The organism is Paenibacillus sp. LjRoot56, from assembly GCF_964253335.1.
Lineage (GTDB): Bacteria > Bacillota > Bacilli > Paenibacillales > NBRC-103111 > Paenibacillus_E > Paenibacillus_E allorhizoplanae.
Genome location: NZ_CAXURV020000004.1, coordinates 723582 through 739458, shown reverse-complemented (window position 1 = coordinate 739458; position 15877 = coordinate 723582). Strand labels below are relative to the sequence as shown.

Sequence of the window (15877 nt, the reverse complement as noted above, 5' to 3'; positions counted from 1 at the left end):
TAAGATTCATAAAGTGTTCACACATTATAAGCGTTTCAAATCTATCCTTTTAAGGAGGGCCCAAAGTGGATGTATTCAGGCAACTGAAGCCATATTTTTGGCCAGAGAAAAAACTGTTTTTTGGAGCTATTGCATGTCTTGCAATCGCTACCGCGCTCGGCTTGGTGTATCCCAATTTACTTCGGTATCTGATTGACGAAGTTATCACCAAGAAGCAATTTGACCTGGTGCCTCGACTGGCACTGATCGTTGTTTTAGTCGTTTCAACGAAAGGGATGTTTCAATTCTTACATGGTTTATGCGGGGGACGCTTAGGAAACCGTGTTGCATTCCACTTACGGAATGCGCTTTACCAAAAGCTTCAATATTTATCTTTCCAGTATTATGATCAAGCTAGAACAGGAGATCTAATGTCCAGGTTGACAGCTGATCTGGAAGCGATACGCCAATTTATTGGTTTTGGCTTCGCACAAATGCTGAATGTGTTGTTAATGCTCGTTTTCGGCATGGGCATGATGTTCTCCATCAGTTGGAAGTTAGCTTTACTTACGATGATCACAATGCCATTTCTGGCATTTACGGCAGTACGCTTTGAAGGCAAAATTCATCCGGCTTTCCGGATGGTACGTCAGTCATTAAGCACAATGACGACGGCTGTTCAGGAAAACATTACAGGTGTACGGACGGTTAAATCTTTTGCTCGCGAACCTCATGAGGTTGCCAAGTTCGCAGCACGCAATGAAGATTACAAGTCCATGAATATTGGATCGTCAGGGATTTGGGCGAAGTATTTTCCGATCATGGAAATTCTAGCGAACTTGAGTGTTGTTATTTTACTCGGAGCTGGGGGCTACATGGTTATTGACGGGATGATTTCACTAGGTGAATTAGTTGCCTGCTTTAGTCTCATTTGGTACATAATCGGTCCTATGTGGGGTCTTGGTTTTCACATTAATAACTTTACGCAAACGAAAGCTTCTGGTGAAAAGATTCTAGAGGTTCTACATCAGTACATGCATGTCAAAGATAGCGAAAATGCTGCAGCGCTTACTAAGGTTGATGGGCATGTGCGATTCGATCATGTCACTTTCGCGTATCCCGAGAAACAGCCGGCTCTTTATGATTTTACTTTGGATGCGCCTCCAGGCTCTGTTATTGGGCTTTTAGGAAGCACAGGGTCTGGAAAGACTACCGTGATTTCGCTGCTCATGAGAGCTTATAACGTGAAAGAAGGCAAGGTAATGTTGGATGGGAAAGATATTCGTTCCTTGCAACTTGAAAGCTACCGTAGCCAAATTTCAACAGTTTTCCAAGAAACATTCTTATTTTCATCTACTATTCGTAACAATATCGCTTATGGTCGCAAGGATGTAACGATGGATGAGATTATTCGCGCAGCTAAACTTGCGAAAGCACATGATTTTATTTCAGAACTGCCAGAGGGATATAACACGCTAGTTGGTGAGCGAGGACTTGGGCTCTCAGGTGGTCAGAAGCAACGGATTGCTATAGCAAGAGCCTTGATCAAAGATCCGAAAATCCTCGTTCTAGATGATGCTACGAGTGCGGTTGATATGGAAACTGAGCATGAGATTCAAGCAGGTTTTGGTGAAGTCATGGCAGGTCGTACGACGTTTATCATCGCTCACCGGATCTCTTCGTTGAAGCACGCAGATGAAATCATTGTGCTTGATAAAGGGCGGGTCATTCAACGAGGTACGCATCAAGAGCTTTTACAGCAAGAAGGCCTATACCGTCAAACGTATGACATTCAGTATGCGGACGGTCCGCAAAATCAAACGGCAAAGAACCAAGCAGCAGTTGCTCGTGAAGAAGGTACTTCTCAGGAATCGGTTGATGCCAAAATAAATCCAATCGCTACGCCAGAAAGAAGGTTGGCAAATTGAGTACTACATCGAAGCAAGCTGATGCAGCTTCAACCAATCCTGATTCTCAAACAGGGCATCGCTTCGTTTATCAAGATGATGAACTGATCGAAAAGCCTTTTGACTGGGGCCAATTAAAACGCTTGTTTGGTTATATGAAGCCTTATCGAAAACAAATGCTCCCAATTATCATCATCATGATGCTTTTGGGTGCGATTACTAAATTGACAGTTCCACTTCTCATCAGTAAAGCGATTGACAATGCCATTATACCTAAAGATAAGAACCTTCTCTTACTGATAGTTGGTATTATGCTCAGTGTTTATCTCATTCAATGGATTGCGAACACCTTCCGCATTAAATATACGAACATGATAGGGCAACGAGTAATCTACGACCTCCGTCATGACCTTTTTAGCCATATTCAAAAGCTTTCATTCCGGTTCTTCGATACAAGACCAGCTGGATCCGTACTTGTTCGTGTAACAAACTATGTCAATTCGTTACAAGATTTATTTACGAACGGTGTCGTCAACTTATTGATTGATATTGTACAACTGGTAGGAATCATCATCATTTTGTTATCCTTTAATTTTAAATTAGGTGCATCGATCATAGTAACAGTTCCGATTATGTTTTTCATATCGACGAAGCTTCGGACCAAAATTCGTCGTTCTTGGCAGGACGTTACGATGAAGCAATCCCGATTAAATGCCCATTTAAACGAATGTATTCAAGGTATTCGTGTCACACAGGCGTACACGCAAGAGAAAGAGAACATTCAATTTTTCACGAAAATGAATATGACCAATCGGTTGTCCTGGAACCGCGCATCCATGTTAAATCAATCCTTTGGGCCACTCATTGAAATTACAGGCGCGATAGGATATTGTATCTTGTTCTGGTTAGGTGCGCATTTGGTTCAAACTGGGGAAATTTCCATTGGTTTGCTTGTTGCTTTTGCAACGTACATTGGGTACTTCTGGGAGCCAATTACGCGATTAGGGCAGATGTACTCACAGTTATTAATTGCGATGGCTTCCGCAGAACGGATTTTTGAATTCATCGATGAGAAACCTACTGTTTCCGAAATCGAGGGTGCCAAGGATTTACCTCATGTACAAGGAAATGTGAAGTTCAAAGATCTCGTGTTTGAGTATGAGCCAGGACGTCCTGCGCTGAACAGGATCAATTTGGATGTAACCGCAGGGCAATCCATTGCGCTAGTGGGACATACAGGTTCAGGCAAAAGTACGATCATGAACTTGCTTTGCCGGTTCTATGACCCGAATGAGGGTGTTGTAGAAGTCGATGGTCACGACATCCGTCAAGTGACGATCCATAGTCTTCGCTCCCAAATTGGTGTCGTGCTCCAAGATACGTTTATTTTCTCTGGTACGATTCGCGACAACATTCGCTTTGGCCGTTTAAACGCCACAGACGATGAGATCGAGCAGGTAGCGAAAGCGGTTCATGCGCATGATTTTATAGCTAAGTTGCCCAATGGGTACGATACAGAGGTGCAAGAGCGCGGTAACGTCCTGTCGATGGGACAGCGCCAATTGATTTCATTCGCAAGAGCGCTGCTTGCTAATCCGCGTGTGCTCATTTTGGATGAAGCGACAGCAAGTATTGATACAGATACGGAGCTCAAAATCCAAGAGGCGCTGAAGACACTCTTAGCAGGTCGTACGTCCTTTATCGTGGCACATCGTCTATCTACGATTCGTAATGCAGACAAAATTGTCGTGCTTGATCACGGACGCATGATGGAAATTGGTAATCATGATGAGCTCATGAAGGAACAGAAGATCTATTACGGTTTGATCCAAGCCCAGTATAAATTTTTGCAGGATGCTGTGTAGACATAAAGAAGAGGAGCTGCTTAGCCACTTGAATGTGGTTGGGCAGTTTTTTTATGCGATGCGATTGATGAAATAGGAGACAGGGGTTCAATACTAGAAATTACAAGAGCGAGAGCTGCAGGGTGACATTGGGTTAACCAATGCATCAGCAATAAGCGAACTCTGTTATACGATTTGGATACATTGGCATTCTGTTGAGGCATTAGGTAGAATGCGTTCACAAGCGGCTTTTCAAGACCTCCTACGCCGTATTCTAGAGGATGGAAAAGCATTTGAGCTAGAGAAGTATCGTCTTCTATCTGTAAAGCGCACCATGGAATAATTGGAGCAATTTTCTCATCTTCAAATGACAATTGAGGAATTAGCCGAAATGGCTGGTATTCCACCGGCCACATATATGAAAAATAAACAACGTCCGCACTAATTGAATACGAGTGAGATCTTCCCTGGTGACCTGTTTCCATTGATAAACAACTCGATATTCAAACCAAATTATTGTTAAACCTCGATAGTAAATAAATGCAGTGGAAGCGGCCGGCCTCTTGTAGGGTTAGGCTGCTTTCTTGTCATATTCACCATCATTTAAGCCCATGGTTGGGCTAATTTTCTGAATTTGAGTGCTACCGATTAATAGGGTAATTGAGCCACAGGGACACACCTACTAGAGACAACTGCCACTTAACGAGACACGATTCACTAATAGCCCCCGCGCCCAACTAGTCACCACCCGCCATCCCAACGACACAATCTGTCACCTGAAAAAGTGGTGTGTAGTTGCTGTAAGTCGATAAAATCGACTTACAAGGGAGAATTAGAGCAGTGAACACGCTGTATGTCGATAAAATCGACTTGCAGAGTGGAACTATTTGTGAGCATCCTGCAATCCCATGCCGTAAACTCGACGAATCTGTCCAATGTTTGCAAAATTTGACGAGAAGCTATACTCTTAAATTGGAAATATGCCAATTATTCGCAGGAGGGGAAAGCATTGAAATCATCTCGCTTCATCTGGGGTGCCATTGGTTTAACCGCGTCAATATCTACGATTGTTTTCGCCGTTGGCTTTGCGTACGCGGCGAATCAAATATGGTTCCCTAAAGCGTCTGGAGATTTGCAACTCGCTACTCCAGCACCTACGAAACCATCGATTATTGAAAGCAGCAGCAAGCTGCAAATCGTTGCACTCGGGGATTCACTCACAGCAGGAACTGGCGACAATACGGGTAAAGGCTATGTTGGTCGTGTCCGTGAAAAGCTGGAAAAAGCAAGCGGTAAACCCGTTTTTGTGCTTAATAACCTAGCTATTCCTGGCTACAAAAGCGATCAGCTTCTTGCTGATTTAGAATTAAAAAAAACACAAGATGCACTAGCGCAAGCAGATATCATTTTGCTTACGATCGGTGGAAATGATATTTTTGCTGGAGGGGATGGGCTCTTTAAAGGAGACAATCAGACCGAATTTAATCCTGAAGCAGCAGAGAAACGGGTAGACCCAGCACTAGCCAAAATGGAAAAGATCATCTCATCCATAAATCAAGCGAACCCGAAAGCAACGCTCTTATATATCGGTTTGTATCACCCTTTTCTAGATCTTGATCCATCGAGACAAGGTTCCTTAACCGTGCAACGCTGGAATAACGGCGTGTTTAAACTGACGAATAAGTACCCACAGATGCTCATTGTTCCTACCTACGACCTATTTGAGCAAAATTTGATCAAATATTTATCTTCTGCCGATCATTTTCATCCGAACGGGGATGGGTATGAGCGAATTGCGGATCGGATCGTCCAAATTTTAAAATAGGGAGGACATGCTATGGCTATAGCAGCAACGCCTAAAATCGTTTTATCTGTCAATAATCTTAAAAAAAGAATCAAAAACAAAGAGATTATTAAAGGCATTTCTTTTGATGTCTATGCTGGTGAAATATTTGGTTTTCTTGGGCCTAATGGATCAGGCAAAACAACGACAATTCGTATGCTCGTGGATTTGATTCGTCCTACGGAAGGGACTATTCAAATCTGTGGGTTTGATGTACATAAAGAGCATGACGAAGCGATGAGAAAAGTGGGTTGTATTGTTGAAAATCCAGAGCTTTATTCCTATCTGACAGGTTGGGAAAATCTCGAGCATTTTGCCCGCATGCTGCCTGATGTCGATGAGAACCGGATTAGAGAAGTCGTGGAAATTGTCTCGATGGATCAGCGGATTCATGATAAAGTGCGTACCTATTCACTTGGCATGCGCCAACGCTTAGGGATTGCTCAAGCGTTATTAGGGCGACCAAGCTTACTGATTTTGGACGAGCCAACAAATGGACTTGACCCGCAGGGGATCAAAGAAATGAGGGAGTTTATACAACGATTAGCTGCAGATGGACTGAGTTTATTCGTCTCAAGTCACTTGCTCAGCGAACTTCAGCAAATGTGCCACCGTGTAGCGATTATTAGTCATGGTGAAGTGATTCAAGTCGGTGCTGTCGATGAACTCATTGCTCAAGGCGGTAGAGTGGTGTGGACGGTTTCACCAGGTGAACATGCGCAGCGCGTACTGCAATCTTCTGAGTTCGTGATTTCAGCCATTGCGGTAGATACAGATAATCTATCTAACTTACCACCAACGGTTATGCAGATTTCAACTCAAATGAATCAAGAAGACATTCCTAAACTAAGCCAGCTTCTTATCGAACAAGGAATTAGTTTGTACGCAGTAGAAATCAAAAATCCAACACTTGAAGATTTGTTCTTGCGTCTAACCGAAGGGGAACGAATCGAGTAGGAGAAGGTGAATGAATTGACAGGACTCTATGCTTTAGTTAAAAATGAAATGATCAAAATGATTAAGAAAAAGCGATTTTATGTCATTCTACTTATTCTTCTTGCTTTAATTCCCATGTTCACTTATGCTCAAATGCGAGTTGCTCAACATACACAGAAGCAATTTGGTACATCGGATTGGAAGGCGGATCAGCGGCAGAAAGTGACTGATTGGGAAAAACGCCTTAGCTCAGCACGAACGCCGGATGAGTGGAAGCAGCAGCTCCGTGTACAAATTCAAATTGCAAATTACTATCTGGATCAAGACGTGAATCCAAGTTCACCGAATGCGGTTACATTTACACGTGAATTTGTGAAAAATGCCGTTGGTTTATTTATTCCGTTGATTATTATGGTCATTTCAGCAGATATCGTATCATCCGAGCATTCTACGGGGACTATTAAATTATTGTTGACAAGACCGGTCAGGCGTTGGAAAATCCTATTGAGTAAATTAATTACCGTTATCTTCTTCACCTCACTGACTGTTTTATCGACGGGATTGATTTGTTACTTGATTTCTGGCGTTGTTTTTGGTTATAACGGATGGAACATGCCTATTTTCACAGGCATACAGTTGTCTGGGGCAGATGTCGATTTTAGTCGTGTTCGCGCCGTAGATCAATGGTTCTTTCTCTTGATGGAATTCGGCTTAGTATGGTTTACAGCAATCGTAGTAGCGATCATGTCGCTTATGCTTTCTGTACTAATTCGATCAACCGCAGCAGGTATGGGGGTCATGCTTGCCGTATTAATATCAGGAACCATTTTATCAAACATGGTTTCCTCGTGGGAGACGGCTAAATATTTGTTTATGGTCAATTTGGATCTGACGAAGTATCTAACCGGAGGGATCCCACCTATTCAAGGTATGGATTTAGGGTTCTCGCTTAGTGTGCTAAGCGTATGGACTGTAATAGCGCTTATCGTTTCGTTTACGGTATTTTCGCGCAAAGATATTTTAAATTAGAGATTAAAGAGATAAAGGAGGGCTCCAATGGCTGAGCAGCTAGAATTTGCGAAAGGGAAAGCCCCGACACCCACGACAGATTACGAAGCAGACGATATTCAAGTCCTGGAAGGGCTTGTTGCTGTTCGTAAAAGACCAGGGATGTATATTGGCAGTACCAGTTCTTCAGGTCTTCATCATCTGATCTGGGAAATCGTAGATAATGCAGTCGATGAGCATCTGGCAAAGCATTGTTCCAAAATTAATGTCACGATACATAAAGATCAATCGGTTACCGTCCATGATAATGGCCGCGGTATTCCTACAGGCATGCATAAGACAGGTGTTCCTACGCCACAAGTCGTATTCACCATCCTCCACGCTGGCGGTAAATTCGGAGGTTCAGGCTATAAGAAATCTGGAGGCTTGCATGGTGTCGGTGCTTCGGTAACTAACGCGCTTTCAGAGTGGTTGGAAGTAGAAATTAATCGCGATGGCAAAGTGCATAAGATGCGTTTTGAATATTGGGTTGATGATAAAGGCATAGAACATGTTGGTGAACCTGTAACAGGACTTGAGGTTATCGGCAATACCAATCGCACAGGGACGAAAGTAACTTTCAAACCAGATAAACGCGTCTTCCAAGGTGGAACGACGATCAATTACGATACGCTTGCTGAGCGATTGCAGGAAATTGCATTCCTGAACTCGGGTCTTCAAGTTAATTTGAAAGATGAACGCACAGATAAAGTGGATTCGTTCCAGTATGAAGGCGGTGCAAGCCAGTTTGTAGCCTTCCTGAATGAAGAGAAGACCGTGCTGCATCCTGTTATTCATTTTGCCTCGGAGAAGGAAGAAATTGAAGTTGAAGTCGCTCTGCAATACAATGATGGCTATACGGAGACGATTGCATCCTTCGTAAATTCGATTCCTACACGCGGCGGTGGAACCCATGAGACGGGTTTTAAGACAGCTTACACGCGAGTGATGAATGAATATGCCCGTAAAGGGGGCATTCTCAAGGAAAAGGATAAAAACCTCGATGGGACGGATCTCAGAGAAGGTATGATGGTCGTCATCAATATCAAGATGGGTGATGTCGAATTCGTAGGTCAAACCAAGGACCAACTAGGAAGTGCTATTGCACGTAGTGCGGTAGATGCCGTTGTATCCGATAAAATGACCGTTTTCCTTGAAGAAAATCCTCACATAGCGCAAATGATGTTGAAGAAGGCTGTACAAGCATCCAGAGCGAGAGAAGCCGCGCGTAAAGCACGCGAAGAGATTCGCAGCGGCAAGAAAGGGAAGAGTGAGAGCTCTAACCTGAATGGGAAGCTAACACCTGCGCAATCGAAGGATTTGCAACGGAATGAGCTATTCATCGTGGAAGGTGATTCCGCTGGTGGATCAGCGAAGCAAGGGCGTGATTCGAAGCATCAAGCGATATTGCCGCTCAAAGGTAAGCCGATGAATCCCGAGAAAGCCAAGCTTCTTGATATTTTGAAAAATGAGGAATATAAAGCCATTATCGCAGCGATCGGGGCTGGAGTAGGTTCTGAGTTCGAGGCGGAAGAGACGAATTACGGCAAAATTATTCTGATGACAGATGCCGATACGGATGGCGCACACATTCAAGTGTTGCTGCTAACTTTCTTCTATCGTTACATGAAACCATTGATTGATGCTGGCAAAGTGTATATTGCTCAGCCTCCTCTGTATAAAGTGACGAGAAAAGGTAAAAATGGTGGTCATAAATATGCTTGGACGGACGATCAACTGCAGGTAGTGGTCAAAGAACTCGGTAAGAATACGGAGCTTCAGCGCTATAAAGGATTAGGCGAGATGAATCCGGATCAGCTGTGGGAAACGACGATGAATCCAGAAAGTCGAACGCTGCTCCAAGTACAGATCGAAGATGCGGCCAAAGCAGAACGTCGTGTGACAACATTGATGGGCGATAAAGTAGATCCACGTAAGAGATGGATTATCGAAAACGTTGATTTTACGGAATATGTTGAGTAGATGAAATAAACGGCTACGTCGTCCTCAAAGGACGAAAGCGTTTATCTAAAAATATAGACAACTTATCATGTGAAACATGTAATTGTTATATTTCCAAAAAGAGTGGTGACGAGAAAGTGAGTATCATAGAAGAGTTTTTGCCAGCCTTTCTGGAGGAGATCGTAGGGGATCGCTTCGGTCGGTATTCCAAATATATTATTCAAGATCGCGCAATACCTGACGTGAGAGACGGCTTGAAGCCAGTTCAACGTCGTGTGTTGTATGCGATGTATGACTCCGGCAATACGCCAGATAAGCCTTACCGGAAATCAGCCAAAACCGTTGGGGATGTAATGGGTAATTATCATCCGCATGGTGATGCGTCGATTTATGACGGTATGGTACGTATGGCACAGCCATGGAAAATGGGGCATACACTAGTCGATGGTCACGGGAACTGGGGTTCCTTAGACGATGATCCACCAGCAGCAATGCGTTATACCGAAGCACGGTTGTCAGAAATCGCAATGGAATTACTGCGGGATATTGAGAAGCGCACGGTCATGTTCAAAGATAACTTCGATAATTCAACCAAAGAACCGGTCGTTTTACCTGCTCGTTATCCAAATTTGCTCGTTAACGGGGTAAGTGGGATCTCTGCAGGCTTTGCAACAGAAATTCCGCCACATAACTTGCGCGAAATTATTGATGCTTGTACTGCTATGATCGATAAACCTGAAATTACGGTTGACGAATTAATGTCTATTGTCAAAGGTCCTGATTTCCCGACTTCAGGGATCATCATGGGCGAAGAAGGCATTCGTGAAGCCTACCGGACAGGTAAAGGCCGTATCTATATCCGTTCCAAAACTGCGATCGAAGAAATGCGCGGTGGCAGACAGCAAATTGTGATAACAGAAATTCCCTATCAAGTGGTTAAATCTCGGTTAGTAACGGCGATGGAGAATATCCGTCTGGAGAAAAAAATCGAGGGAATCGCGGAAGTACGGGATGAAAGCGGACGGAATGGGCTTCGTATCGTGATTGAGCTCAAGAAGGAAGCAGATGCACAAGGGATTCTGGCCTATTTGCTGAAGAAAACGGATCTGCAAGTCACGTATAACTTCAACATGGTTGCAATTGTGAATAAAGCACCTCGTCAGCTCGGTATCCGCGAGATTCTAGAAGCCTATATAGGGCATCAGAAAGAGGTCGTGACGTTCCGCTCCCAATATGAGCTTGAGAAAGCGGAAGATCGAGCACATGTCCTCGAAGGACTTGTGAAAGCACTGAACATACTAGATGAGGTCATTGCCACAATTAAAGCATCGAAAAATCGGCAGGATGCTCAAAATAATCTCGTAGAGAAGTTTCATTTTTCGGAACGACAAGCTGATGCCATCCTCGTCCTGCAATTATACCGTTTAACGAATTTGGAAATAACAACGCTGGAGAAGGAATTGAAGGATGTTGAGAAAACAATTGCATACTTGCGTGGGATTCTTGGCAGCTTGAAGAAACTACTAGGCGTTATTAAGGATGAGATGGGCGAGATCCGCAAGAAATATGGTATTGATCGTCGCTCTGAGATTCAAGGAGAAGTCGAAGAACTGAAAGTTAATCTAGAAGTTCTAGTAACGGCGGAAGATGTGCTTGTCACCTTGTCCAATGAAGGCTACTTGAAGCGTACAAGCAAGCTTTCATTCACACGTTCAGGTGGAGAGCTTGAGAATACAGGCTTGAAGGAAGGCGATTATCTTCGTTTCTTGCTGGATGTCAATACGATCGAGAGTTTGCTGATCTTCACGAAGAAGGGGCAATACTACTTATTGCCTGTCCATCAAATTCCAGAGTATAAGTGGAAAGAGAACGGAACAGCGATCGTGAATGTCATCCCGATTGCGAAGGAAGATCGAATCGTGAATGTCATTCCAGTCAAGGGATTCGAGGATCCGACGAAGTCACTCGTGTTCGTAACACGAAAAGGTCAAGTGAAGCGGACAGAGCTGAAGGAATATATGACGAACCGCTCAAATGCGATTGTTGCGTGCAAACTTGGCGAGCAAGATGAAGTGCTTCATGTTCAAATGAGTGACAATTCGAAGGAAATTCTTCTCGTAACGAAGCAAGGCATGAGCATTCGTTTCCGTGAGGAAGAAGTAAACCCGATGGGCCGTGCGGCCGCAGGTGTACGCGGCATCCAGCTCAAGGAAGACGATGAAGTCGTATCAGCTGAGTGGATCTATGGGGATGAAGGGGAAGTACTGGTGATCTCGGACCTCGGGTATGCGAAGCGATCTCTCGTTGTAGACTATCCAATTCAAGGTCGCGGCGGGAAGGGGATTATTACCTTCGAATTCAAGGAAGGTAAGCGTGTCAGACCTAACGGTTCAGCTTTAATCCGGACATTCATTGTGAAAATGGATTACTTGATTACAGCGGTGATGAGTAATGGCGAGAAACTGCGATTCTCAACAGAAACAGCTCCTTTAGAAGATCGCAAAGCCCAAGGTAAATCACTTATTCCTGTGACGAAAACAGAATCGATTGTTGAGATTTTGCGCTTTCCTCAATCGTAACTAATCGTTGGAGGATCCAACCTTTCAATTAATGCAAAAGCTAACTCTAATAAGACCCACAGGGGCATCGGTTCATCTAATCGATCAAGCCACTGTGGGTCTTTTAGCATACCGGCTTCCAGCGCTTTTTTGCCTAGCTCCACTTTCCAAGCTTCCAATCCAATCACTCCTTGAAAGTAAGTTAACAGCCTTGCACGTCAAGTTTCTCCGAAAGTAAAGGGATTCGCTGTTGATTACAAGGGTGCATGACACCTTCGATCAGTATATGTAGGTACTGGGCAACTTGTTAAAAGAAGTCGATTCGCTTGTCATTCCACACATGACTAGACAAACTATGTGAAGGCTCGACATTAGGTATCAGCAAACCACAGCATGTCTATGAATCTCGCAATTTTTGTAAGAAAATATTAATGGCATTAATCTTTAAAGTAGAGAAAAGGCATGCTATACTTGCTGTAAATAGGTGAAAATGGAAGCGAGTTGATGAGGATGTATTCCGATGAATTCGGAAAGCTATGGCTAAAATTATCGAAGGAATTGAAAAATCAGATGGAGGTAGGCTTAGCCCCTACGATTACGGAAGGACAACTGAATGTGCTTGAATTGCTCCTAGTCCATGAACGTATGAAGCCTTCGGATTTAATCGAGTATTTATCCACGACACCTGCTGCCGTTACAACCTTACTAGACCGGATGGAAAAAGCGGAGTTGATTACCCGTGTGCGAGATGAGAAGGATCGCCGAATTGTTTGGATCCATGTCACGGATAAAGGAAAAGCGGAATGCGAGAGAGGCCGTGGAATCCGTGAAGAACTGTTGGATTCGTACCTGAATCGCGTTTCCGCTCATAATCAGAAATTGCTTATTTATTTATTGGGCAAGGTTGCGAATTAAATGGCCTTCATCCCCTCATAGCTCGGGGATGGAGAATTCGTTCCAAGGTCGCTGCACAGGTGGCAGTGACCGGAAGTGCATCTCCTCTTTGAGCACAGGATGCTCAAAGGTAAGTGCCGTGGCCCACAGCGCGAGCTGTTGGCCTGGTTTGTTGACAGCGCTGCCGTAGCGCTGGTCCCCGTACAGCGTGCAGCCAATGGCAGCCAGCTGCACGCGGATCTGATGCGGCCGCCCGGTGTGCAGCTTGATCTGGATCAAGCTGAGCCCGTCTTGGCTGCCGAGCAGCTTATAGTCCAGCACCGCCTCCTTGGCGTCTTGCTGGCCTGCCTTGACCACGCTGACAGTATTCGTCCGCGTATCCTTCCACAGCCAGTGGCGCAGCGTAGCGGCCGGCTGGGAGGGTTTACCGTGCACGACAGCGACGTACGTCTTATCGAGCTGACGTGTTCGTACCGCGTCCGATAGTCGGGACGCGGCTTTTGACGTTTTGGCGAAGACCATCACGCCGCCAACCGGACGATCCAAGCGATGAACAAGCCCGAGGTAAACATTGCCGGGCTTGTTGTAACGCTCCTTGATATCCGCCTTCAAGGCGTTCAACAAGTCAAGATCACGAGACTCGTCTTCCTGCGTAGGCATGTTGACGGGCTTCTCAACAACAAGAATGTGGTTGTCTTCGAAAATAATCGGTATCTGCGATGCACCGTATTCATCCTTCAATGCCACCGCTTACGCCTCCCAGCGTCCCAGAATACCGCAAGGGAGCATAAGGCCGGAGTGAGTGATCGGCAGGCCGATTTCACCACTGGAGATCGTGCCGCCATGCTTGTCTTTCATCGCCATTGTCAAAATGTTCTGAAGCACTGTTGCCGAGATGCCTGTCGTGTAGGAATTGATTAACAGGAACAAGGGGTTGTCCGTCAAAATGGATTGGCAAGTCTGAATGAAAGGGAAGAGGTCATCCTCCAATTTCCAGGTTTCACCGTTAGGTCCACGTCCGTAGGATGGTGGATCCATAATGATCGCATCGTACTTGCTGCCGCGACGTTGTTCTCTCTGTACGAATTTGAAAACATCATCCGTAATGAATCGAACAGGTCTAGAACCCATACCGCTCAAGTGCAAATTCTCCTTCGCCCATTGAACGACCCCTTTAGAAGCATCCACATGGCATACTTCCGCACCTGCATGCGCACACGCCAGTGTTGCTCCGCCCGTGTAAGCGAAGAGGTTGAGTACTTTGATCGGACGACCAGCACCCTTAATCTTGTCCATCATCCATTTCCAATTGACCGCTTGCTCAGGGAAAAGACCCGTATGCTTAAAGCTAGTTGGCTTAATATAAAAGGTCAGCTTCTGATCATACGTAATCGTCCAACGCTCAGGGAGCTCAGCATTCTGTTGCCATTGGCCGCCGCCGCTGGAGCTGCGGTGATAATGCGCATCAGCTTGACGCCAAGCTGGCGTTTCTTTCTGTAGTGGCCAAATAATCTGTGGGTCGGGTCTACGAAGAACAATCGTCCCCCAGCGCTCTAACTTTTCGCCGCCGCCCGTATCGAGAAGCTCATAATCGACCCAATCTTTTGCATAAAACATGTTGTAATCCATCCTTCAACTTGTAAACTTTTCTAAACATCCATTGTACACCATTTATTGACCTAAATCGATCTTTTCAATCAGACTAGGCAGTTCTTTTTCGGTAAATTGTTGGAATTGCGCCTGTTCAATCGAAGCACGCAGTGATTCTTTTACTGCAGCAAAAGGTTTAACAGAGCGAGAGTCAACTTTGATCACGTGATAGCCAAACTCGGTTTCAACTGGATCGCCAATCGCACCAACGGTTTGTGAGATCGCTGCGTTTTTGAATCCTTCAACCCACTGGCTGACATCAGCATCTGCGTAAAGACCACCATTATCTTTCGACCCTGGATCTTCAGAGTATTGCTTAGCAAGCGCAGCGAAATCTCCACCATTTTTGAGTTTCTGTTGAATATCCTTGGCAAGAGTTAGAGCTTCTTCTTTCGTGCGAAGAGCTTTACCTGCTGTGTCTGTAAGTCCGATCAAAATATGACGAACAGAAGCGATCGTAAACGCATCTTTATTCGCAGCAAGCGATGCATCATACTGAGATTTCAATTGAGCGTCCGTAACACTGGATTTTACGTAATTCGTCGCTGTCATACTGCCAACAAGAAAGTACTGAAGTTCAGTTTCAGTCACATTTGCCTTTTTCAAATCGGCTTGAAACTTATCAACGCCCATTTGCTGCTTCCATGCAGCAACCTGTCCAGCAGCACTCTTTTTGGCAGCTTCTTGGTCAGCATCAGATGCACGACCGTAGAGAATCCGATTCGTCACTAATTCTTTAAGAATACTTGTCTGATAGTCGATATTGTCCTTGGAGCTTGCATATGCACTATCTAACAGTGATTTAAGGTTAAAGACCACATCGAACTCAGCTCTCGTCACTGTTCCACCTGTGTAAGTTGCAACAACTTGATTCGGATTGTTTCCGACCCAAATCGTACTTGTTGCGTCATCCCACGTAACTTTCTTGCCCAGGGCGTCGCTCATAAAACGCAGGGGTACATAAGTATCCCCTTCATAAATAAATCCTTTGCCTGCCGTTGGCGTTTTTTCGACACCATCAAACATATACGTCAGATTACGGAAAGCGACTTCGATTTGTGTCCCAGCTGCAAATGCGACAGTTCCACTTAAAACAGAACCAATGGTTAAACCTACGATAAGTCCTTTTACTTTATCTTTCATTATGGGTGATCCACCTTTCATTTCTTGTCCTATCAATAATTCACCGAAGGTTGAGAGATTTCCTTTTTTTTATTCGTATCGAATTGAAGGAATTCCTTACCTGTTTGTTGTATT

The 15877-nt window shown here is 44.6% G+C and carries 12 protein-coding genes; 8 read left to right on the top strand and 4 right to left on the bottom strand.

Annotated features, from left to right (window positions below):
* The first annotated feature begins 65 nt into the window (after nucleotides 1-65).
* From ACSQ8O_RS29150 to gyrA, 7 genes are all read left to right on the top strand, one after another.
* Entirely contained in the window at nucleotides 66-1907 is a 1842-nt protein-coding gene (locus ACSQ8O_RS29150; RefSeq protein ID WP_436244534.1) for an ABC transporter ATP-binding protein, read from the top strand.
* Nucleotides 1904-3751, top strand: coding sequence for an ABC transporter ATP-binding protein (locus tag ACSQ8O_RS29145; RefSeq protein ID WP_056614103.1), 1848 nt, complete (start codon nucleotides 1904-1906; stop codon nucleotides 3749-3751). The genes ACSQ8O_RS29150 and ACSQ8O_RS29145 overlap by 4 nt, the downstream gene beginning before the upstream one ends.
* Before the next feature lie 988 nt (nucleotides 3752-4739).
* Entirely contained in the window at nucleotides 4740-5555 is an 816-nt protein-coding gene (locus ACSQ8O_RS29140; RefSeq protein ID WP_236285210.1) for a GDSL-type esterase/lipase family protein, read from the top strand.
* Between the two features lie 12 nt (nucleotides 5556-5567).
* Nucleotides 5568-6530, top strand: coding sequence for an ABC transporter ATP-binding protein (locus ACSQ8O_RS29135; protein WP_436244533.1), 963 nt, complete (start codon nucleotides 5568-5570; stop codon nucleotides 6528-6530).
* 15 nt (nucleotides 6531-6545) lie between these two features.
* Nucleotides 6546-7538 (top strand): ABC transporter permease, encoded by a 993-nt coding sequence (locus ACSQ8O_RS29130; RefSeq protein ID WP_082595796.1) that lies wholly within the window; start codon nucleotides 6546-6548, stop codon nucleotides 7536-7538.
* Nucleotides 7539-7565: 27 nt separating this feature from the next.
* Complete coding sequence (gene parE, locus ACSQ8O_RS29125; protein WP_236285194.1) at nucleotides 7566-9539, top strand: DNA topoisomerase IV subunit B; 1974 nt, start codon at nucleotides 7566-7568, stop codon at nucleotides 9537-9539.
* A 116-nt stretch (nucleotides 9540-9655) separates the two neighbouring features.
* Nucleotides 9656-12097, top strand: coding sequence for a DNA gyrase subunit A (gene gyrA, locus ACSQ8O_RS29120; RefSeq protein ID WP_436244532.1), 2442 nt, complete (start codon nucleotides 9656-9658; stop codon nucleotides 12095-12097).
* On the opposite strand, the gene ACSQ8O_RS29115 is transcribed toward gyrA, so the two are convergent.
* Nucleotides 12088-12255, bottom strand: a complete 168-nt coding sequence (locus tag ACSQ8O_RS29115) for a hypothetical protein (protein WP_157257037.1) — start codon at nucleotides 12253-12255, stop codon at nucleotides 12088-12090. The genes gyrA and ACSQ8O_RS29115 overlap by 10 nt on opposite strands.
* Nucleotides 12256-12586: 331 nt before the next feature.
* Here ACSQ8O_RS29115 and ACSQ8O_RS29110 point away from each other — a divergent pair, with 331 nt between their 5' ends.
* Nucleotides 12587-12991 carry a MarR family winged helix-turn-helix transcriptional regulator gene (locus tag ACSQ8O_RS29110; protein WP_056621812.1) on the top strand — a complete coding sequence of 135 codons (405 nt, stop codon included), beginning with the start codon at nucleotides 12587-12589 and terminating at the stop codon, nucleotides 12989-12991.
* A 15-nt stretch (nucleotides 12992-13006) separates the two neighbouring features.
* Here the strand turns inward: ACSQ8O_RS29110 and ACSQ8O_RS29105 are convergent, their stop codons facing one another.
* The 3 genes from ACSQ8O_RS29105 to ACSQ8O_RS29095 are packed head-to-tail and all read right to left on the bottom strand — an operon-like array spanning nucleotide 13007 to nucleotide 15763.
* Nucleotides 13007-13717, bottom strand: a complete 711-nt coding sequence (locus tag ACSQ8O_RS29105; protein ID WP_436244531.1) for an RluA family pseudouridine synthase — start codon at nucleotides 13715-13717, stop codon at nucleotides 13007-13009.
* A gap of 3 nt (nucleotides 13718-13720) precedes the next feature.
* Entirely contained in the window at nucleotides 13721-14587 is an 867-nt protein-coding gene (locus ACSQ8O_RS29100; RefSeq protein WP_056620772.1) for a class I SAM-dependent methyltransferase, read from the bottom strand.
* A gap of 54 nt (nucleotides 14588-14641) precedes the next feature.
* Nucleotides 14642-15763, bottom strand: coding sequence for a peptidylprolyl isomerase (locus ACSQ8O_RS29095; RefSeq protein ID WP_436244530.1), 1122 nt, complete (start codon nucleotides 15761-15763; stop codon nucleotides 14642-14644).
* Between the last annotated feature and the right edge of the window lie 114 nt (nucleotides 15764-15877).